Source organism: Brachybacterium sp. J153 (genome assembly GCF_036311905.1).
Taxonomy (GTDB): Bacteria; Actinomycetota; Actinomycetes; order Actinomycetales; family Dermabacteraceae; genus Brachybacterium.
In genome coordinates this window covers 119,285-138,557 of sequence record NZ_JAZDCH010000012.1, presented here as the reverse complement: position 1 = coordinate 138,557, position 19,273 = coordinate 119,285, and the positions used below count along the sequence as shown (strand labels likewise).

Annotated in this window: 17 protein-coding genes and 1 riboswitch; of the genes, 7 read left to right on the top strand and 10 right to left on the bottom strand. The window is 74.7% G+C overall.

Going from position 1 to position 19,273, the window contains the following annotated elements; translation table 11 throughout:
• The 4 genes from V1258_RS07440 to V1258_RS07425 all read right to left on the bottom strand — a co-directional run.
• A partial coding sequence (locus V1258_RS07440; protein ID WP_329749031.1) for an ABC transporter ATP-binding protein occupies window positions 1-1,683 on the bottom strand: 1,683 nt, incomplete at its 3' end.
• Window positions 1,684-1,702: 19 nt separating this feature from the next.
• Window positions 1,703-2,392, bottom strand: a complete 690-nt coding sequence (locus V1258_RS07435; RefSeq protein WP_329749030.1) for an ECF transporter S component — start codon at window positions 2,390-2,392, stop codon at window positions 1,703-1,705.
• Entirely contained in the window at window positions 2,389-3,123 is a 735-nt protein-coding gene (locus V1258_RS07430; RefSeq protein WP_329749029.1) for a YkoF family thiamine/hydroxymethylpyrimidine-binding protein, read from the bottom strand. The genes V1258_RS07435 and V1258_RS07430 overlap by 4 nt, the downstream gene beginning before the upstream one ends.
• 37 nt (window positions 3,124-3,160) lie before the next feature.
• Window positions 3,161-3,269, bottom strand: a riboswitch (TPP riboswitch).
• Window positions 3,270-3,281: 12 nt separating this feature from the next.
• Entirely contained in the window at window positions 3,282-4,001 is a 720-nt protein-coding gene (locus V1258_RS07425; RefSeq protein ID WP_329749028.1) for an MBL fold metallo-hydrolase, read from the bottom strand.
• A gap of 123 nt (window positions 4,002-4,124) precedes the next feature.
• Between V1258_RS07425 and purS the strand changes: the two genes are divergently transcribed.
• Both purS and purQ read left to right on the top strand, forming a co-directional pair.
• The gene (gene purS, locus V1258_RS07420) at window positions 4,125-4,376 is read left to right on the top strand and encodes a phosphoribosylformylglycinamidine synthase subunit PurS (RefSeq protein WP_329747501.1); all 252 of its coding nucleotides are present in this window, start codon (window positions 4,125-4,127) and stop codon (window positions 4,374-4,376) included.
• Window positions 4,376-5,101, top strand: a complete 726-nt coding sequence (gene purQ / locus V1258_RS07415; protein WP_329749027.1) for a phosphoribosylformylglycinamidine synthase subunit PurQ — start codon at window positions 4,376-4,378, stop codon at window positions 5,099-5,101. The genes purS and purQ overlap by 1 nt, the downstream gene beginning before the upstream one ends.
• A 244-nt stretch (window positions 5,102-5,345) precedes the next feature.
• Here purQ and V1258_RS07410 read toward each other — a convergent pair whose 3' ends face one another.
• Both V1258_RS07410 and V1258_RS07405 read right to left on the bottom strand, forming a co-directional pair.
• The gene (locus V1258_RS07410; RefSeq protein WP_329749026.1) at window positions 5,346-6,578 is read right to left on the bottom strand and encodes a class I SAM-dependent methyltransferase; all 1,233 of its coding nucleotides are present in this window, start codon (window positions 6,576-6,578) and stop codon (window positions 5,346-5,348) included.
• A gap of 85 nt (window positions 6,579-6,663) precedes the next feature.
• A complete protein-coding gene (locus V1258_RS07405; RefSeq protein WP_329749025.1) occupies window positions 6,664-7,707 on the bottom strand; it encodes a pirin family protein in 1,044 nt (347 codons plus the stop codon).
• A gap of 41 nt (window positions 7,708-7,748) precedes the next feature.
• Here V1258_RS07405 and V1258_RS07400 point away from each other — a divergent pair, with 41 nt between their 5' ends.
• The gene (locus V1258_RS07400; protein ID WP_329749024.1) at window positions 7,749-8,870 is read left to right on the top strand and encodes a serine hydrolase domain-containing protein; all 1,122 of its coding nucleotides are present in this window, start codon (window positions 7,749-7,751) and stop codon (window positions 8,868-8,870) included.
• Between the two features lie 50 nt (window positions 8,871-8,920).
• Here V1258_RS07400 and V1258_RS07395 read toward each other — a convergent pair whose 3' ends face one another.
• Window positions 8,921-9,178, bottom strand: a complete 258-nt coding sequence (locus tag V1258_RS07395) for a hypothetical protein (RefSeq protein WP_329749023.1) — start codon at window positions 9,176-9,178, stop codon at window positions 8,921-8,923.
• 75 nt (window positions 9,179-9,253) lie between these two features.
• Between V1258_RS07395 and V1258_RS07390 the strand changes: the two genes are divergently transcribed.
• Window positions 9,254-10,213 carry a nucleoside hydrolase gene (locus V1258_RS07390; protein WP_329749022.1) on the top strand — a complete coding sequence of 320 codons (960 nt, stop codon included), beginning with the start codon at window positions 9,254-9,256 and terminating at the stop codon, window positions 10,211-10,213.
• Window positions 10,214-10,222: 9 nt separating this feature from the next.
• Here V1258_RS07390 and V1258_RS07385 read toward each other — a convergent pair whose 3' ends face one another.
• From V1258_RS07385 to V1258_RS07375, 3 genes are read right to left on the bottom strand one after another with little or no spacing between them, the layout of a single operon-like run.
• Window positions 10,223-11,137: a MaoC/PaaZ C-terminal domain-containing protein gene (locus V1258_RS07385; protein ID WP_329749021.1), complete on the bottom strand. Its 915-nt coding sequence runs from the start codon at window positions 11,135-11,137 to the stop codon at window positions 10,223-10,225.
• Window positions 11,137-12,477, bottom strand: coding sequence for a 3-oxoacyl-ACP reductase (locus V1258_RS07380; RefSeq protein WP_329749020.1), 1,341 nt, complete (start codon window positions 12,475-12,477; stop codon window positions 11,137-11,139). Before V1258_RS07380 ends, V1258_RS07385 begins: the two co-directional genes overlap by 1 nt.
• A gap of 25 nt (window positions 12,478-12,502) precedes the next feature.
• Window positions 12,503-13,825, bottom strand: a complete 1,323-nt coding sequence (locus V1258_RS07375; RefSeq protein WP_329749019.1) for an acetyl-CoA C-acetyltransferase — start codon at window positions 13,823-13,825, stop codon at window positions 12,503-12,505.
• Between the two features lie 97 nt (window positions 13,826-13,922).
• Here V1258_RS07375 and V1258_RS07370 point away from each other — a divergent pair, with 97 nt between their 5' ends.
• The 3 genes from V1258_RS07370 to purL all read left to right on the top strand — a co-directional run bounded on the left by V1258_RS07370 (window position 13,923) and on the right by purL (window position 19,198).
• Window positions 13,923-14,612, top strand: a complete 690-nt coding sequence (locus V1258_RS07370; RefSeq protein WP_329749018.1) for a TetR/AcrR family transcriptional regulator — start codon at window positions 13,923-13,925, stop codon at window positions 14,610-14,612.
• Window positions 14,609-16,759, top strand: a complete 2,151-nt coding sequence (locus tag V1258_RS07365) for an acyl-CoA dehydrogenase family protein (protein ID WP_329749017.1) — start codon at window positions 14,609-14,611, stop codon at window positions 16,757-16,759. Before V1258_RS07370 ends, V1258_RS07365 begins: the two co-directional genes overlap by 4 nt.
• A gap of 114 nt (window positions 16,760-16,873) precedes the next feature.
• Window positions 16,874-19,198 carry a phosphoribosylformylglycinamidine synthase subunit PurL gene (gene purL, locus V1258_RS07360; protein ID WP_329749016.1) on the top strand — a complete coding sequence of 775 codons (2,325 nt, stop codon included), beginning with the start codon at window positions 16,874-16,876 and terminating at the stop codon, window positions 19,196-19,198.
• Window positions 19,199-19,273: the final 75 nt, after the last annotated feature.

The following is a 19,273-nucleotide window of genomic DNA, read 5'->3' as shown; positions in this document are numbered from 1 at the left end:
AAGTGCGGTGAGCGGCCTGTCCCTCCCTTCCTGGGCGGCCGCGGCCGCGGCCGCGGACCCGGGGTGCGGGGCACGCCCCGGCTCCCGCTCCCCCGTCGTGCCGCCCGCCGGGTCCGCCGCCTCCCCGGCGCGCAGCCCGGCACGACGGAGCAGCTCGCCGTCGGCGAGCAGCGCGGCCGGGGCGAGGGGGCCGACGAGCCGGCCCCCGGCGATCACCACGACCTCGTCGGCGGCCTCGACCGCGCGGAGGTCGTGGGTGGTCAGGACCACCCCGCGACCTTCCTGCGCCGCCTCGCGCAGCAGCGAGAGCACCTCGGCCTGCGCGGCGCGGTCGAGGCCGTAGCCCGGCTCGTCGGCCAGCAGCACCGGCCGCTCGGTCAGCAGCATGGCGCCGAGGGAGAGCCGTCGCTGCTGCCCGCCGGAGAGCCGGTAGGGGCTCTGGTCCGCGTGGTCGCCGAGGTCGAGGCGGGCGAGCAGCTCCGTCCGGGCCTGCTCCCCGGCCCCGCTCGCGGCGAGCTCCCCGACGACGGTGTCCGCCACGAACTGGGACTCGGGACGCTGCAGCACGAGCGCGGCGGCGCCGCCCTCGAGCGTCCCCGTGCGCAACGGGTCCAGCCGGGAGAGGGCGCCCAGCAGCGTCGACTTCCCGGCGCCGTTCCGGCCGACGACGGCGAGCACCCGACCGGCCCGAACCGTGAGGTCGGCGCCGGTCAGCACGTCACGCCCCTCCGGTCCCAAGGTCGCCGAGCGCAGGCGCAGCAGCGGGGTCGGGGCGGGCGCGGGGGTCCCGGCCGTCTGACGAGGGGCCGCGCCCGTCGCCGCGACGTGCGCCGTACCGTCCGGGGCTGGGGAGATCCCGCCCGCACCGGCCCCGTCCTCGAGCCGCCGCTCGATCTCCCGCGGCAGCCAGCAGCCCTCCGCGCGCAGCCGCTCCCCGTGCTCCGCGAGCACCCGGGCGGTGGGCCCGTCGGCGAGTACCCGCCCCGAGCGGTCCAAGGCGATGGTCCGGGCCGGGAGCCCGGCAACACCCGCCTCCCCCGCCCACTCGTCGAGCCGGTGCTCGACCAGCAGCACGGCGCATCCCGTCGCGTCGACGGCCGCGTCGACCGCGCGCCGCACCGCGGCGACCCCCTCGGCGTCGAGCATCGCGGTGGGCTCGTCGAGCAGCAGCAGCCGCGGCTCGGCTACGACCGCGGCGGCGAGCGCGGCGCGCTGCAGCTGTCCGCCGGAGAGCGTCGCGGCGCGGCGGTGCGCGAGGTCCGCCGTGCCCGTCGCGGTGAGCGCGGCATGGACGCGGGGCCCGATCCTCTCGGGCGGGGTGCAGGCGCTCTCGAGCGGGAGCGCCACGTCCTCGGCGATCTGCGGGAGGCAGACCCCGTCGGCCGGATCCTGACCGAGATGGCCCACGAGCGGGGCGGCGGCCGTGACCCCGCCCGCGACCGGGTCGACCCCGCCCGCGAGGCGCACGCTGCCGCGGACCCGCCCGCGCTGGTGGGAGGGGATCGCCCCGGCGAGCGTGCGCAGCAGCGTCGACTTGCCCGAGCCGGAGGGGCCGAGCAACAGCACCTGCTCCCCGTCGTGGATCTCGCCGGTCCAGGGACCCACGCCCGCCCCGGAGGGCAGCACCACCTCGAGCGCCTCGGCGCGCACCAGCGGGCTCGGGTCGGTCGTCGCGACGCTCACCGGCCGCGCCGTCACCGCCTCAGCGGACACGGCGCTCGGGGATCGCCGCCGCACCGGCGGCCCCGATCGCGAAGTCGGCGAGCACCCCGGTGCGCTCGAGCGCCCGCACGATCACGCGGGCGAGCAGCCCGCCGAGCAGGACCCCGGAGAGCATCTGCATTCCGAGGCGGAGGGCGAGCAGGTCCTGCCCGTACCAGCCCATGCGGTAGGCGGTCCAGAAGAAGACGAGGCTCGCGCCGAGCGCTCCCGAGACGGCGAACACGCCCCAGCCGTAGCGGCGGTAGCGGGTCAGGGCGAAGGGCAGCTCGGAGCCGAGGCCCTGGAGCGCGGCGGAGAGCAGCAGCAGCGGACCGACGGGGCTGCCGAGGAAGACCACCTCGATCACCGCCGCGAGGATCTCGGCGAGGATGCCCACGCCGGGGCGGCGAAGGATCGCGATGGCGATGGGCCCGACCAGCAGCCAGGACCCGAACAGCACGTGCTGGGCGAGGTCGCCGGCGGGTCCCATCGCAATCGCGAGCAGGTTCCAGGCCTGCACGAACGCCCAGTACAGGAAGCCGAACACGACGCCGAGCACGACGACCAGCACGAGCTCCCGGAGGGCCAGCGGAGCGCGGCGGGGGCGCGCGGCGCCAGTATCGGGAGAGGTCTGCGCGGTCTGCGGCGCCGCGGCCTCACGGGAGTCGGGGCTCTGCGGCTCGGCGCTCATCGGGCCTCCTCCGCGGACGCGTCCGGCCCGGTCCCCGCGGTCGCGCCCGGAGAGATCTCAGCGGGCGCGTCAGGCAGCTCGCGCAGATCGTGGGACGGGCTGTTCAGGGAGATCGTGAGGTGGCTCGTGACGTGCTGGACGCCGCGGCCGACGAGCAGCCAGCCGGCGATGGCCGTCGCGATCACGTCGCCGAGGTCGCCCTCGAGGCGGGTGACGAAGTGCTCGGAGCCGCGGAAGGTGCCGAGCTCGCGGGCGTGGTCGATCGCGGCGTAGATGTCGCGCATGTGGTCGGGCGGGGTGCCGTCCTCGGCGACCGCGTCGGCCAGCGGGTACAGCGCCCACTCGGCGCTCGCGAACCGCCCGGTGCGCCGTGGCGGCGGCACGGCGGTGACGCGCGGTCCCGCCCCACCGGGCATCTCGCAGGCCACCTCCCCGGGGCAGCCCCGCGAGAGCAGCACCGACATCGTCGCGTGGTGCTCGGTGCGGGCGAGCGCCTCGCCGAGGTCGATCAGCGCGCGCTGCAGGTGCGTCTCGTGGCCGCCCAGATAGGTGGAGACGTCCCCGGTCTCGCGCACGAGCCCGGTCAGGTCGAGGGCGGAGAGGGCGCCGACGAGGATCCGGGCGTAGTCCTCGCTCATCACGGCGGCGGTCACGCGGGCGCCGACGCCGAAGCCGAGCGGTGTCGCGGACGGATCGGCCGGGGCGGTGGGGGCTGCGGGCGGTGTGGTCACGGTCCATGCCTTTCGAGTGGGCACGGGCGCGCGGCGACGATCGCCTGGCGGAGCTCCCTGCGCCGGCATGATCCGGATCAGGTTCTACGGTCGGAGTTGGAGAACTCCCTCTCAGCCCGGCTCACCGGACTCCCGTGCACGCCCGGCACCCTACCCGCTCACAGCTCGATCGAGCGCTCCGGGTCCACCCAGTCGCGCACCTCGGTGCCCTCGGCGGCGAGCGCCGTCGCCTGGCGGACGTAGATCGCGCGGCCCCCGACGCTCGCGACCGCATCGTGCACCGGGAGGGCGAGCCGCGGACGGACCGCGCGCAGGAACTCGATCGTCTCGGACATCTTCGACCAGGGGGCGACGACTGCGAACGCGAGCACGTCGATGCCCTGGAACTCGGCGAGCGGCTCGAGGCTGTCGCCGGTGACGCCGAGGCGCGGCCCGTCCCCCGCCGAGAGCACGAGGCCCGTGTTGCCGACCCGCGGGATGTCCGGGTGGATGACGGCGTGCGCCCCGCCGGCCGCGGTCACCCGCAGCGGCGATCGGCCGCCGACGGCGGGCAGCTCGTGCGACTCCCCCGCGGGCAGGGCGCGCATCCGCTCCGCCGGGATGGCGGGCCCCTCCCCCATCGGGCCGGCGTCGGCCTCCGCGAGCAGCGCGACCGTCTCCGGCTCGGCGAGCACCACGGCGTCCCGGTGGCGTTCGAGCACCTCGGCGAGGAGGGCGCGCTGCACGTGGTCGGCGTGCTGGTGCGTGATCGCGACCAGGTCGATCGACCCCTCGAGCGCGCGCACGGCCTCGACGCTGAACATCCCCGGGTCGATCAGGACGCGCCGCGCGGCGACCTCGACGAGCAGGCAGGAATGGACGAGATGGCGGATCCTCATGGCGACTCCCGGGGGGCGTGGTGGTCCCCCGACCGTACGCCCCTGGACCGCCCGCCTCCGGGTCCGGCGCGCTCGGTAGGATGACCCGCAGGTCCCTGCCCCGCCCGCCCCCGAGGAGCGCCCATGCCACGCGTCGTGGTCCACGTCATGCCGAAGCCCGAGATCCTGGACCCCCAGGGGAAGGCGGTCGCGGCGGCCCTGCCCCGTCTGGGCTTCGAGGGCGTCGCCTCCGTGCGCCAGGGCAAGCGGTTCGAGCTGGAGGTCGCCGGCGAGGTGACCGAGGAGGTCCTCGCGACCCTGCGCGAGGCCGCCGAGACCCTGCTGTCGAACCCCGTGATCGAGGACGTCGTCGCCCTCGAGGTCGAGGACGCCTGATGCGCATCGGTGTGGTGACCTTCCCGGGCACGCTCGACGACCGCGACGCTCTGCGCGCGGTGCGCCTCGCCGGAGCCGAGCCGGTCGCGCTCTGGCACGGCGAGGACTCCCTGAGGGACGTCGACGCCGTGGTCCTGCCCGGCGGCTTCTCCTACGGCGACTACCTGCGCGCCGGGGCGATCAGCCGGTTCGCCCCCGTCATGGAGAGGGTCGTGGACGCGGCGAACGGCGGCATGCCCGTGCTCGGCATCTGCAACGGCTTCCAGATCCTCTGCGAGACCCACCTGCTGCCCGGCGCGATGATCAAGAATGCCCACCGCTCCTTCATCTGCCGCGACCAGCCGCTGCGCGTCGAGAACACGGGCACCGCCTGGACGTCCGGCTACGCCCAGGACCAGGTCATCCGCGTCCCGCTGAAGAACCAGGACGGCCAGTACATGGCCGACGCCCGCACCCTCGACGAGCTCGAGGCGGAGGGCCGCGTGGTGTTCCGCTACGTCGCCGGCGCCACCCACGGACCGGCCGGCTTCGAGGACAACCCCAACGGCTCGCAGCGCGACATCGCCGGTATCACCAACGCCGCGGGCAATGTGGTGGGGCTGATGCCGCACCCCGAGCACGCGGTCGAGGCCGGCTTCGGCCCCGACGAGCCCGGCAAGGGCACGCGCACCGGCACCGACGGCCTCGCGATGTTCACCTCGGTGCTCACGAGCCTCGTGGCCTGAGTCCCGGCTCCAGCACCCGGCCCAGCCCGTCTCAGCCCAGCCGACGATTGCGCGCCTGGCTTCCCTCCGTGGAGGCCAGGCGCGCAGTCGTCGCAGAGACCACCCGCTGGCGTCCCTCGCCCGGCAGCCCCGCCGAGGCGGGCCAGATTCTCAACCACTTCGAGGCCGAAAGTGGTTGAGAATCCGGCCATTCCGCCTGTGCCGCGCCGGAGCGGGCGCGGACGGCGGCGCAGGCGCCGGCGACCTAGCGCGTCGCGCTGAGCACCGTGAAGCGGCGATCGCGGGCGCGCTCCCGCACCGGGCCGACGCGCCGCTCCACCTCCGGCCGGTAGCGCAGGTGCGAGTTGTGCACGAACCACAGCTGCCCGCCGGGGCGCAGCACCCGCGCGGAGGCGTCGAGGAGGTCCTGCACGAGCGTCGCGTCGACGGCGGTGCCGTCGTGGAAGGGCGGGTTCAGCAGCAGCAGGTCCGCGCTCGCGTCCGCGGCCAGGGAGAGCGAGACGTCCCAGGTGACCTCCACGTCGTCCCGCGCCAGTCCGCTCGCGGCGAGGGTCGCGCGGGTCGCGGCGACCGCATCCGCGTCGTCGTCGCTGCCGAGGACTGCCGCATCCGGGAGCGCCGCCGAGAGATAAGCGGTCAGCAGGCCGTTGCCGCAGCCGACATCGACCGCGCGCGCGATGGCCGACGACGTCCCTCCCGCCGTCGCCCCAGCAGCTGACGTCGCCTCCGCTGCGCCGCCCGGGACACCGCCCACCGCGAGCTCCCCCGCGACGAGCGCCGCATCGAGCGCCCCCAGGAGGAGCAGCGAGCCGGCGTCGGCCCGCGCCCCGCCGAACACGTCGCCGATCCCGCGCAGCCCGAGCTCCCGGCGCTCCCCCCGGACCGCCACGGTCGCCGTGCCGGTCGCGGGCGCGGGCAGGGTCGTCTCCGGCCGCGGCGCGGACGCGACGAGGGCGCGGGACTTGCCGAGGCCGCGTGAGGCGTGCACCTCGCCGAACACACTGGCAAGGACGTCGTTCTGCGAGCGGGACATGTGCTTGACCCGCCCACCCGCGATCAGGGTCAGGTCCTCCCTCCCGCTGCTCGCCGCGAGCACCGCGACGCGCCGCGCGAGGTCGTCGAGGCCGGCGAGGGACTTCGGCAGCCGCGCGAGCACCAGGTGCGCCTCGGCCCCGCCCGCGAACTCCTCGAGCGGAACGGGGTCGGTCCCCGTCGGCAGCACGAGGCGCCCCAGGGAGAGCGCCTGCGGGAGCCGTTCGGCGAGCGCGGCGGTCTCCGCCCGCGAGGCGCTCCACGAGTGGACTCTCGCGTCGGGATGATCGGTGACGAGCTCGAGGGCGGCGGCGGTGAGCGCGCCGGTGGTGTCGCCGACGACGAGCAGGTCGCAGGGGCAGCCGGTGCCGCCCTCCTCCTCGGCGGCGCGCAGGATCACCCGCTCGGTCTGGTCGAGGGCGGGGAGGGCGTCGGTGCTGTTCATGGCATCTCTCGGGGATCAGGGGGAGCTCCCGGCCGCCGATGGAGCGGGCCGCGAGTAGTCAGGGCGGTCAGGGCGGTCGGGGCGGTCAGTCGGGCAGGCCGCGGCGGCCGCGGGTGCGGAGCCGGCCGCGGGGCAGTTCCGGGGCGGGCAGCGCGGCGGGGGTGTGCGGGGCGAAAGGGCCGAACTGCTCGGCGTCGGCGGCGAGGCCGCCGCGCTCCCGCACCACGGGCGCGATCGGCGCGTCCTCGAGGGCGAGCTCCACGCCGATCTCCGCCTGGTAGCGGGCGCGGAACGCGACGATCTCCTCGTGGGTGCGGCCGACGAAGTTCCACCACATGACGATGTCCTCGCCGAGCGGCTCACCTCCCAGCAGCATCAACCGCAGGGGCGTCCCCTCGGCCGCACGGATCTCGAGGTACTCGGCGCCGTCGGGCAGCACCATCAGCTCTCGCTCCGCAACGTGAGTCTCCCGTTCCCCCGTCCGCAGCCGCGCGGCGCCGCGGTCCACGAGCATGCCGTGCTCGTGCGCGGGGTCGAGCGCGAGCCGCAGCGTGCCGCCCGCCTCGAGGTCGAGCTGGGCCAGGGTGAGCGCGGTGTCGGTCGTGACGGGGCTGCGGTCTTCGAGGGGCGACCCCTCGCCGTCGACGGCGCGCAGCGCGCCGAGGCCGACCCGAGCACGAGCGGTGCCGGTCGAGACCTCGGCGGGGGTGTGCACGGTGAACTCCCGCTCGCGGAAGCGGGTGGCATCGGGCAGGGCGAACCACAGTTGCACGCCGTGGAGCACGGTCGTGTCGAGGGCGGAGAACTCGGAGTGGGTGATGCCGGCGCCGGCGACCATGAGGTCGACGTCGCCGGGGCGCACCAGGGCGTGGTTGCCGAGCGCGTCGCGGTGCGTGATGGCGCCGTCGAACAGCCAGGACACGGTGGCGAGGCCGGTGTGGGGGTGGCGGGCGACGCGCGTCCCGTCGGTCGCGGAGACGTCGTCCGGGCCGAAGTGGTCCACGAAGCACCAGGCGCCGAGGAGGGAGGTGCGTCGGGCGGGGAGGGTGCGGTGCACGGTCATCCCGCGCGGTCCGCCGAGCGGCACCTCGCGCGGTTCCAGGCGGACGAAGTCCGAGAACGTGCTCATGGGCCGAGTGTAGGCGGCGCCGGTCGCCCTACTCTGGGGCCATGTCGACGCCGACCTCGCCCGCCGTCCGCCTGCTCGAGTCCGCGATCCGCGCCGGCACGGTGCCGGGCGGGATCATCGCGCACGGGGCCGATCCCGAGCCGGTCGCCCGCGGCCGGGTCGCGCCGGGAGGACCGCCCTTCCCCGCCGACGCGATCCTGCGCATCCAGTCGATGACGAAGGTGATCACGGCCGTGGCGACGCTGCGCCTGATCGAGCGGGGCGAGCTCGCGCTCGACGCACCGGTCGCGCAGTGGTTGCCTGAGCTCGCCGCCCCGCGCGTGCTCCCGCACCCCCTCGCGCCGCTCGATGCCGCCCGACCCTCCGCCACCCCGATCACCGTGGAGCACCTGCTGACCTGCACCTCCGGTCTCGGCATCGCGACCGCGGAGGGACCGCTGCAGCGGGCCATGGTCGACGCCGGCCTCGAGGCGGGCTCGGCGCCGTGGAGCCTCGGCGCCGACGAGTGGCTCGCCGCGCTGGGCGGTCTGCCGCTCGTCGGCGAGCCCGGATCGGTGTGGCGCTATCACCATTCCTTCGGGGTACTGGGCGTGCTGCTCTCGCGACTGACCGGCAGACCCCTCGGGGAGCACCTGCGCGCTGACCTGCTGGATCCGCTGGGGATGGTCGACACCGGCTCCTTCGTGCCCGCGGCGCAGGCGCATCGGCTGCCGCCGGCGTTCCGGATCGACGACGGCGCTCTCGGGGAGGTCGAGCCGGCGGGCCGCGGCCCGCTCGTCGGCCCTCCTCCGCACGACGTGTCGCACGGCGAGCTGGTCTCCACCGCCGCGGACTACCTGCGCTTCCTGCGGGCGCTGCGGGGCGGGGAGCTGCTCTCCGCGGAGCACCTCGCGCTGCTGGCCTCGGACCTGGTGCCCGCGGCGGCCAAACAGGAGGACTCGTTCTTCCCCGGATTCTGGGACGGCACGGGCTGGGGCTGCGGCGTCGCGGTCGTCACGGGCGGGGAGCGTCAGGGCAGCTGGGGCTGGTCCGGCGGGTTCGGCACGGACTTCTTCGTCGCGGCCGACGGGACGATCGGCCTGCTGCTGGTGCAGGTCGAGATGGGAACGGAGCTGATGGGGCTGATCGACGAGTTCCAGCAGCTGCCCGCGCCGCGCGGCTGATCCCCGCCCTCCGGGGTGGTCTCCCGCCCGACTCCCCGCGACGGCGCGGATCAGGCCCGGCGCGGGGAACCCTGCTCGAGCTCGGCGAGCAGGCGCGCCGGGGCGACGGTGCGGTACGACTCCTCGATCAGCTCGGCGAGCTCCGCGTCGTCGGTGCGCACGTCGAGGTCGATCCCCAGCCAGCCCGAGGTCCCGAGATAGGCGGGCGCATAGCTGCGCTCGTCCGCGGCACCGGGCAGGGCCAGCGCGATCGCGCGGACCCTCGCCAGCACCGGGTCGTCGTCGTCGAACATCTGCGGATGCGGCATGGGCCGATCATCCCTCCGGCACGGGCGCCGTGGCCAGGCCCGCAGCGGCTCCGCAGGGCTCCGTAGGCTGGCCCCATGACGCTCCCCCTCCTCGTCGACTGCGACACCGGCATCGACGACGCCTTCGCCCTCACCTATCTCGCGCTGCGGGAGGACGTCGAGGTGACAGGCATCGTCTCGACCGGCGGCAACGTCCCCGCCTCGGTGGTGCACCGCAACAACCTCGTGCTCGCAGAGCTGCTCGGGATCCCTGCTCCCGTCGCCCTCGGCGCGGATCGGCCGCTCGTCGAGCCGCCGATGTTCGCCGACGACACCCACGGCCCGGGCGGGCTCGGCCATGCCGTGCTGCCCGAGCCGACGCGCGCGGAGGATCCGCGCTCGGGGGCGCAGCTGTGGGTGGATCTCGCGCGGGAGCGTCCGGGCGAGCTGGTCGGCCTCGTGCTCGGCCCGCACACGAACCTCGCCCTCGCGCTCGAGATCGAGCCCGAGCTGCCGCGGCTGCTGCGACGGCTGCACGTAATGGGCGGCGCGATCCATCACCGGGGCAACACCGGCCCGACGAGCGAGTGGAACATCGCCGTGGATCCGGAGGCGGCGCAGCGGGTGCTGGCGGCCTTCGCGAGCGCGCCGCGTCTACCCGTGCTCGGCGCCCTGCAGGCGACTGAGTCCGTGCACGTGGGCGGCGACGTGCTCGAGCGGGTCGAGCAGCTCGCCGGGACGTCCGGGAACCCGGTCGCGCGGATCCTCGCCGAAGCGCTGCGGTTCTACTTCGAGTTCCACGAGTCCGACGGATTCGGCTGGAGCGCGCACGTCCACGACCCGCTGGTCGCGGCGCACGCCGTCACGGGCGACTTCGCATCGACCCGCCCACTCGCGGTGGACGTCGAGCTCACGGGCACCCTGACCCGCGGCCAGACCGTCGGCGACGAGCTGGGTCGCTGGGGCCGGGAGCCCACCGTCGACCTGCTCACCGACGTGCGGGCCGACGCCTTCGTCGAGCACCTGCTGAGCACACTCGAGGCCGGTCTGCGCTGAGCCCTCCGCTCACCGTTCGAGGGTCGTGACCTCCACCTCGAGGCAGCGGCGCGGGCCCTTCTCGCCGCGGCCCGGGCGCCAGCCGACGCAGCGCACCGTTCCCGTCGCCGGATCGTCCTCGTAGGCGACGAGCAGCGAGCCGGGCAGGGTGACCGGGGCGTCGAAGGAGACGTCCCAGCGCAGCGGCCGCGACAGGTCCACCCGCGCCTCGGTGAAGGCGCGGGAGGCGGTGTACATGCCATGCGCGATCGCGGACGAGAAGCCGAACGCCCGCGCGCTGAGCGCCGAGAGGTGGATCGGGTTCACGTCCCCCGAGACCGCGGCGTAGCGCCGACCGGTGTCCGCGCCGAGCCGCCAGCGTCCAGTCGGCCGCGGCGGCACGAACTCCTCGCGCCGCGCCGACTGCTCGTCCGCCCCGGACCGCTCCGCCCCGCCGCGCACCAGATAGGTGGACACGTCGGTCGCGATGATCTCGCCGTCCTGGCCGAGGATCGTGGAGACCGCCTCGAAGGTGCGGCCCTTGCGGTGCGGGCGCAGATCCCGCACCCGGCACTCGACGTCGACCAGTTCGCCCACTCGCACCGGACGGTGCTGCAGCACCTGGTTGCGCAGGTGCACCAGGCCGAGCAGCCGGAAGGGGAAGTCGCGCCGGGCCATCAGCGCGAGCGAGACGGGGAAGGCGAGCACGTGGAGCACGCCGGGGTGGACCAGGTCGGTCGCGGCCCCGCCCATCAGATGGTCGAAGTCGCGAGCCCGCTCCCCGTCGATCCGGACGGCCCGGACCCGGTAGGCGATCTCCGGCAGGCGCGGTTCCCCGCCGTCGCGGCGCGCCCCGCGCGGATCGAGGGCGGCGGCGTAGATCGCGGGGAAGGAGGGCAGATCGGCGAGGTCCTTGACGCTCTCCTCGGTGCGCGGTGCCGCCATCACTTGCCCACCATGTTCTGGCCGCACACGCGCAGGGTCTCGCCCTGGATGCCGCCCGCCTCGTCGCTCGCGAGGAAGGCGATCGCCTCGGCGACGTCCACGGGCAGCCCGCCCTGCTGGAGCGAGTTCAGCCGACGGGCGATCTCGCGGGTCACCGGCGGGATCTTCGCGGTCATCTCGGTCTCGATGAACCCGGGGGCGACGGCGTTCGCGGTCCCGCCCGCGGGGGCGAGCCGTGCCGCGAGCGCGTCGACGAAGGCCATCACCCCGGCCTTGGACGCGGCGTAGTTGGTCTGGCCGCGGTTGCCGGCGATGCCGCTGGTGGACGCGAGGGACACGACACGCGGGTGCTCCCCGAGCACGTCCCCGGCCTCGAGCAGCGCGTCGCTCAGCGCGATCTGGCTGGTGATGTTCACGGCGAGCACCGGATCCCAGCGGTCCGGGGTCATGTTGGCGAAGAGCTTGTCGCGGGTGATGCCCGCGTTCAGCACGAGGATGTCGAGCGTCAGGCCCCTGTCGCGGAGCGCGGCGACGAGCCGCTCCCCCGCGCCGGGAGAGGTGACGTCGAGCTGGATCGGCACGGCGCGCAGCTCGTTGGCCAGGCGGGAGAGCTCGGTGCCCGCGCCCGGCACGTCGAGGACCACGAGTCGGGCCCCGTCGGCCGCGAGGGTGCGGGCGATCGCCGCACCGATACCGCGGGCCGCGCCGGTGACCAGAGCGGTGCGTCCGGCGAGCGGGAGCGAGAGGTTCTCGGTCTCCGTGCCCGCCGGGCTCGAGACGGTCAGGAACTGGCCCGTGACGAAGGCGCTGCGCGCCGAGAGCAGGAACCGCAGCGCGCCGACCACCCCCGGGGCATCCAGGCCCACGCCGTCGGCCACCAGCACGCCGTTGGCGGTGCCGCCGGCCCGCAGCTCATGGGCGAGGGAGCGGACGAAGCCCTCGACGCCGCCGCGGGCGGCGTCCCGAGCGGGGTCCTCTCCCGTCGCGGGACGGGAGACGGTCACGACCCGCGCTCCCGGTGCGAGGGAGCGGACGGCCCCGGCGAACGGCAGCACGAGCGGCCCGAGCTCGGCGGGGGCGGCGAGCTCGTCGGCCACCACCAGCACGGAGCCGACGGTGCGCAGGTCCTCGAGGCGGCGCCGCACATCGGCGCCCTCGGCGAGAAGGCGGCGGGCGATTGCGTCGGCCCCCGCCGAGGTGCCGAGCACGACGACCGGGCCGAGCACCGGCTCGGGGCGGTCGTGGCGCCGCAGCAGGCGCGAGGGGCGGGGCAGGCCCAGCTGTTTGGCGAGCATCCCTCCGGGGCCGGAGCGGACGAGGCGGGTGTAAGTGTCGGTCATCGGTTCCTCCTGGTCGGCTCGGCGTTCAGGCCGTGACGGACTCGAGCAGCATGACGGTGCCCTGCCCGGCGGCGGCGCACACGGAGATCAGGCCGCGCTGGGTGCGGCCCGTCTCCCGGGCCCGCTCGTGGAGCAGCTTGGCGAGGGTCGCGACGATCCGGCCGCCGGTCGCGGCGAACGGGTGGCCCGCGGCGAGCGAGGAGCCGGAGACGTTCAGGCGCGAGCGGTCGATCGCGCCGAGCGGGGCGGAGCGGCCGAGCCGGGTGCGGCAGAACTCCTCCGACTCCCAGGCCCTGAGGGTGCTCAGCACCGTCCCGGCGAACGCCTCGTGGATCTCGTAGAGATCGAGGTCCTGCAGGGCGAGACCGTGCGCGTCGAGCAGCTCGGGGACGGCGTAGGCGGGGGCCATGAGCAGGCCCTCGTCGCCGTGCGCGAAGTCGACGGCGGCACTGCGGGCGTCGACGACGCGGGCGAGCGGGGTGAGGCCGCGCTCGGCGGCCCAGTCGGCGCTGCCCAGCAGCACGCTTGAGGCGCCGTCGGAGAGCGGGGTCGAGTTGCCCGCGGTCATGGTCGGCTCCTCGACCTGGGGGGACTTCACGCCGAAGACGGGCTTCAGCGTCGCGAGCTTCTCGAGGCTCGAGTCGGGGCGCAGGTTCTGGTCGCGGGCGAGGCCGCGGTAGCCGGTGATCAGGTCGTCGAGGAAGCCCGCGTCGTAGGCCGCGGCGAGGTTCCGGTGGGAGGCGAGCGCGAGCTCGTCCTGGGCCTGCCGGGTGATGCCCCACTGGGCGGTGGTGAGCGCCTGGTGCTCGCCCATCGACAGGCCGGTGCGGGGCTCGCCGTTGCGGGGCGGGACCGGGGAGAGGTCCGCCGGGCGGATCGCGGAGAGCGCCTTGACGCGCTGCATCGTGGTCTTCGCGGCGGCGGCGCGGTGGAGGATGCGGCGCAGGCGGGCGCTGACCTCGATCGGGGCGTCGGAGGCGGAGTCGACGCCGCACGCGATGCCGGAGTCGATCTGGCCCAGGCGGAGGCGGTTGGAGACGTGGAGGACGGTCTCGAGGCTGGTCGCGCACGCCTTGGACAGGTCGATCGCAGGGGTGCGCGGGTCGAGCGGGGTGCCCAGCGCGCTCTCGCGGGTGAGGTTGAGGTCGCCGGCGAGCTTGAGGACCGCGCCGCCGGCGATCTCGCCGAGCTTCTCGCCCTGCAGGGAGTAGCGGGCGACGAGGCCGTCGAGCGCCGCGGTCAGCAGGTCCTGGTTACTGATCCCGGCGTAGGGCCCGCCCGAGCGGGCGAACGGGATGCGGTTGCCGCCGAGGACGAGGGCGTCGCGGGGAGCTTCGGTCTGGGTCACTGTGGTGCACCTCTTCGTGGTCACGGGGGTCGCGGACTGCGGGAGTCCCGGACAGGGACTTTACATAGAACCGACGGTACTTGATACCCTAGGTTCCGTGAATGCGACGACGCAAGCCCCCGTGGACGGCCGCTCCGCCCGATGGGCACAGCACCGCGAGCAGCGGCGCGGCGAGCTGCTGGACGTGGCCCGCCACCTGATCCACGAGCGCGGCCCCGACGTGACGATGGAGGACATCGCCGCGGCCTCCGGCACGTCCAAGTCCATCGTCTACCGGTACTTCGAGGACAAGGCGCACCTTCAGGCCGAGCTGGGCCGCGCGATCCTCTCCTCGATGCACCGCCGGCTCCTCGAGGAGCTGCGCGGGCTCGAGCGCCGCAGCGGCCGCGAGCCCGCCCCCGAGGAGCGGATCCGCGCCATGATCGCCGCCTACGTCGAGACCGCGCAGCGCTCCCCGGGCGTGTACCGCTTCGTCACGCGGCCCAGCGACGGCCTGAACCACTTCCTCGCCGCCGTCACCCGCCTGGTCGCCAGCTTCCTCCCCGCGGGCACGCCCTCGCCGCAGGTCTGGGCGCACGGCGCGGTCGGCTTCGTCGAGCGCGCGGTCGACAGCTGGATGACGAGCGTCGAGGCCGCCGCGGCCGACGGCCCGACGGCCCCCACCGTCCCGTCGGCCGCCTCGGACCCCCCGTCCGCTCCCCACCCCGCTCCCCGCCCCGCTCTGCTCACTGCCGATCAGCTCGTGACCCACCTGGTCACCTGGCTCATGAAGGGACTGCACCCATGACCTCGACGACCCCCTCCACCACGACCACCACGACCACCACGACGTCCGCTGCGACCTCCGGCTCCGCACCGACCGGACCGATCCCCGTCCCCGTCGACGGCACCCGCCTCGACGTCGAGCTGGTCTCCGAGGCGCTCCTGGGCCGCTGGGCCGACGCCCGCCGCACCTCCCGCGACCGGGCCGCACAGCCCGCGTTCCACCGCCCCCTCGACGCGAGCGTCGCCGAGCGCCGCGAGCGCGTCTACGCTCAGCTGCAGGAGCTCGCCGACCAGCAGATGTCCCTGCCGATGCTCCCCGAGCACCTGGGCGGCCCGAACGACAACGGCGCGAACGTCGCCGCCTTCGAGGAGCTCGTCGTCGCCGACCCGTCCCTGCAGATCAAGGCCGGCGTGCAGTGGGGCCTGTTCACCTCCGCGATCGTGCAGCTCGGCGACGAGGAGCAGCAGAAGGCCTGGGTCCCGGGCGCGATGAGCCTCGAGACCCCCGGCGCCTTCGCGATGACCGAGATCGGGCATGGCTCCGACGTGCAGTCGCTCGCGACCACCGCGACCTTCGACCCCGACGGCGGCGAGGACGGCGAGTGGGTCCTCCATACCCCGTTCCGCGCCGCGTGGAAGGACTACCTGGGGAACGCCGCGATCCACGCCCGCGCCGCGACGGTCTTCGCGCGGCTCATCACGAACGGCGTCGACCACGGCGTGCACTGCTTCTACGTGCCCGTCCGGGATGCCGACGGGAACCTCTTGCCCGGCGTCTCGAGCGAGGACGACGGCGAGAAGGGCGGCCTGAACGGCATCGACAACGGCCGTCTCGCCTTCGACCACGTGCGGGTGCCGCGCCGGAACCTGCTGAACCGCTACGGCGACGTCGCCCCCGACGGCACCTACACCTCGCCCATCGAGTCGCCCGGGCGCCGCTTCTTCACGATGATCGGCACGCTCGTGCAGGGCCGCGTCTCCCTCGACGGCTCCGCGATCCGCGCCTCGCAGCTCGCGCTGCACATCGCGATCACCTATGCGACCCAGCGCCGCCAGTTCACCGCCGCGGACCCGACCCGCGAGACGGTGCTGATGGACTACCAGGCGCACCTGCACCGCCTCCTGCCGAAGCTCGCCGCGACCTATGCGGGCGCCTTCGCGCACGAGCAGCTGCTGCAGGCGTTCGACGACGTCTTCTCCGGCCGCGGCGACACGCCCGAGGCGCGCGAGGACCTCGAGACCCTCGCCGCCACCCTCAAGCCCACCTCGACCCGGCTCGCCCTGGACACCATCCAGGAGTGCCGCGAGGCGTGCGGCGGCTCGGGCTTCATGGCGGAGAACCAGCTGGTGGGCCTGCACCAGGACCTCGACGTGTACGCGACCTTCGAGGGCGACAACACGATCCTGCTGCAGCTCGTCGCCAAGCGCCTGCTCTCGGACTACACCTCCGAGCTGAGGAGCGTGGACCGGGCCGGGATCGGCCGCTTCATCGCCCAGCGCGCGGAGGTGCTCGCCAAGCGCCACACCCCCTGGGCGCGCCTCGGCCAGTCCATGAGCGACCGCGGGAACCCGCGCCGCGCCTTCGACTCGATGCGCCAGGCCGATTTCCAGGAGGAGATGCTCGCCGACCGCGCCCGGGTCAAGGTCGAGGAGGTCGCCCTCGCCCTGCGCGGCACCGCGAAGATGAGCCCGGCCGACGCCGCCGCCGAGGTCAACAAGCACCAGGTGGAGATGCTGGACGCCGCCCGCGCCCATGCCGACCTGGTCCGCTGGCGGGCCTTCACGGCGGGGATCGAGGCCCTCGACGGCCCCGGCGCCGAGGGCAGCCGCGCGGTGCTGACCGACGTGCGCGACCTCTTCGGTCTCACCGCCATCCAGGACGACCTGGCCTGGTTCCTGCTCTCGGGGATGATCTCCCCGCAGCGCGGTCGGCAGATCGGCGCGGACCTCCGCCGACTGCTGTGGCGTCTGCGCCCGCACGTGCTGGACCTGGTCGCCGCCTTCGACGTGCGCCCAGGCCACGTGCGCGCCCCCATCGCGCTCGGCGGGGAGCAGGAGCGGCAGGACGAGGCCGCGGCGTACTACCGCGCGCAGCGGGCGAGCCACGACGCACCGGTCAGCGAGAAGGCGCTGCGGGACGCCGCGAAGCAGTCCTCGCGTCGGCGCTGAGGGCGAGGCGGACCGCCCCGACCCCGATCGCGGGACGACCGTAGACTGGGCGGGCATCGGGCCTCAGCGCCCGATGCTCCCCCAGCCCTCGTGACGAACGGACCCCACCCCGCGATGACCGCTGAGACCACGACCTCCCCCGCCGGCCCCGTCGGCGAGTCCGACACCGTCGAGAACGCGGCCGCGACGCCGGACCAGGTCCAGCCGTACGCGGAGCTCGGGCTCAAGGACGACGAGTACGCCCGCATCCGCGAGCTGCTGGGCCGCCGCCCCACCAACGCCGAGCTGGCCATGTACTCGGTGATGTGGTCCGAGCACTGCTCCTACAAGTCCTCCAAGACGCACCTGCGCACCTTCGGGAAGCACACCACCGAGAAGATGCGCGAGAAGCTCCTGGTGGGGATGGGCGAGAACGCGGGCGTCGTCGACATCGGCGACGGCTGGGCCGTGACCTTCAAGGTCGAGTCCCACAACCACCCCTCCTTCGTCGAGCCGTACCAGGGCGCCGCCACCGGCGTGGGCGGCATCGTGCGCGACATCATCTCGATGGGCGCTCGGCCGGTCGCCGTCATGGACCAGCTGCGCTTCGGCGCGATCGACCATCCCGACACCGCGCGCGTGGTGCACGGCGTGGTCTCCGGCGTCGGCGGCTACGGCAATTCCCTGGGCCTGCCGAACATCGGCGGAGAGACCGTCTTCGACGCCTCGTACCAGTCCAACCCCCTGGTCAACGCGCTCGCCCTGGGTGTGATGCGCCACGACGACATCCACCTCGCCTCCGCCACCGGCGCGGGCAACAAGGTCGTGCTCTTCGGCGCCCGCACCGGCGGCGACGGCATCGGCGGCGCCTCGATCCTCGCCTCGGAGACCTTCGAGGAGGACGGCCCGGTCAAGCGGCCCAGCGTCCAGGTGGGCGACCCCTTCATGGAGAAGGTCCTCATCGAGTGCTGCCTCGAGCTGTACGCGGCGGGCACCGTCGAGGGCATCCAGGACCTCGGCGCCGCCGGCATCTCCTGCGCGACCAGCGAGCTCGCCGCCAACGGCGGCTCCGGCATGCACATCCATCTCGAGGAGGTGCTGCTGCGCGATCCCACCCTCACCGCGGGCGAGATCCTGATGAGCGAGTCGCAGGAGCGGATGATGGCGGTGGTGAGCCCCGAGAAGCTCGCCGAGTTCCAGGCCATCACCGCGCGCTGGGACGTCGAGGCCGCCGTGATCGGCGAGGTCACCGGCGACGGGCGGCTCACGATCGACCACCACGGCGAGCGCATCGTGGACGTGGACCCGGCGACCGTCGCGATCGACAGCCCCGTCTACGACCGCCCCTACGCCCGGCCCGACTGGCAGGACGCCCTCCAGGCGGACGCCGCCGAGGCGCTCCCCCGGCCCGGCACCCCCGAGGAGGTCATCGCGCAGCTGCGCACCCTGATCGCCTCCCCGAACCTCGCCTCGACCGGTTGGATCACCGATCAGTACGACCGCTACGTCGGCGGCAACACCGCCCTCGCCATGCCCGACGACGCAGGCGTGCTGCGCATCGACGAGGAGACCGGGCGCGGCATCGCCCTCGCGACCGACGCCAACGGCCGCTACACCAAGCTCGACCCGCGCGCCGGGGCGCAGCTCGCCCTCGCCGAGGCCTACCGCAACGTCGCCACCGCCGGCGCGGTGCCGCTCGCGATCACCGACTGCCTGAACTTCGGCTCCCCCGAGGATCCGGGCCCGATGTGGCAGCTGGTCGAGGCGATCGGCGGCCTCGCCGAGGCGTGCGAGACCCTCGAGGTGCCCGTCACCGGCGGCAACGTCTCCCTGTACAACTCCACCGGCGAGCCCGGGCGGATCGACTCCGCCATCCACCCGACCCCCGTCGTCGGCGTGCTCGGCGTCCTCGAGGACGTCGCCCGTCGTGTGCCCTCGGGCTGGCAGGGCGAGGGCCTCGCGGTGCTCCTGCTCGGCACCACGCGCGAGGAGCTCTCGGGCTCCGCCTGGGCCGACGTGATCCACCAGCACCTCGGTGGGCTCCCCCCGCGGGTGGAGCTCGAGGCCGAGCGGGCGCTCGCGCGTGTGCTCATCGCTTCCTCGGAGCAGGGTCTCGGCGCCGCCGCTCACGACCTCTCCGACGGCGGGCTCGCCCAGGCCCTCGTCGAGGCGAGCACCCGCTTCGGGACCGGCGCCGCGATCGACCTCGCCCCGCTGCTCGAGCGGGACGGCGTCGACCTCACGAGCGCCCTCTTCGCCGAGTCGCAGGCCCGCGCCCTCGTGGCCGTGCCCGCGGAGGGCCTCGAGGCGCTGACGGCCCTCGCGGCGGAGCACGATGTGCCGGTGCTCCGGCTGGGCACGACCGGCGGCGACACGCTCTCCCTCGCGGGCCTTGCCGATCTCGGCCTTGCCGAGCTGCGCGAGCTGCGCGAGGGCACCCTGCCCCGCTACTTCGGCTGATCACGAGCGGCCGGGCCCGCGGGGCCCGGCCGCTCGCTCGGCTGTAGACCGCCCTGCGGCCGACGGTTCAGCGGG

Bases quoted from the DNA above. Each gene is read 5' to 3' on its own strand.
- V1258_RS07380 (WP_329749020.1), bottom strand. From the start codon at position 12,477: ATGACCGACACTTACACCCGCCTCGTCCGCTCCGGCCCCGGAGGGATG.
- V1258_RS07395 (WP_329749023.1), bottom strand. From the start codon at position 9,178: ATGCCGCATCCGCAGATGTTCGACGACGACGACCCGGTGCTGGCGAGG.
- V1258_RS07435 (WP_329749030.1), bottom strand. From the start codon at position 2,392: ATGAGCGCCGAGCCGCAGAGCCCCGACTCCCGTGAGGCCGCGGCGCCG.
- purL (WP_329749016.1), top strand. From the start codon at position 16,874: ATGACCGCTGAGACCACGACCTCCCCCGCCGGCCCCGTCGGCGAGTCC.
- V1258_RS07410 (WP_329749026.1), bottom strand. From the start codon at position 6,578: ATGAACAGCACCGACGCCCTCCCCGCCCTCGACCAGACCGAGCGGGTG.
- V1258_RS07405 (WP_329749025.1), bottom strand. From the start codon at position 7,707: ATGAGCACGTTCTCGGACTTCGTCCGCCTGGAACCGCGCGAGGTGCCG.
- V1258_RS07400 (WP_329749024.1), top strand. From the start codon at position 7,749: ATGTCGACGCCGACCTCGCCCGCCGTCCGCCTGCTCGAGTCCGCGATC.
- V1258_RS07385 (WP_329749021.1), bottom strand. From the start codon at position 11,137: ATGGCGGCACCGCGCACCGAGGAGAGCGTCAAGGACCTCGCCGATCTG.
- V1258_RS07390 (WP_329749022.1), top strand. From the start codon at position 9,254: ATGACGCTCCCCCTCCTCGTCGACTGCGACACCGGCATCGACGACGCC.
- purS (WP_329747501.1), top strand. From the start codon at position 4,125: ATGCCACGCGTCGTGGTCCACGTCATGCCGAAGCCCGAGATCCTGGAC.
- V1258_RS07425 (WP_329749028.1), bottom strand. From the start codon at position 4,001: ATGAGGATCCGCCATCTCGTCCATTCCTGCCTGCTCGTCGAGGTCGCC.
- purQ (WP_329749027.1), top strand. From the start codon at position 4,376: ATGCGCATCGGTGTGGTGACCTTCCCGGGCACGCTCGACGACCGCGAC.
- V1258_RS07365 (WP_329749017.1), top strand. From the start codon at position 14,609: ATGACCTCGACGACCCCCTCCACCACGACCACCACGACCACCACGACG.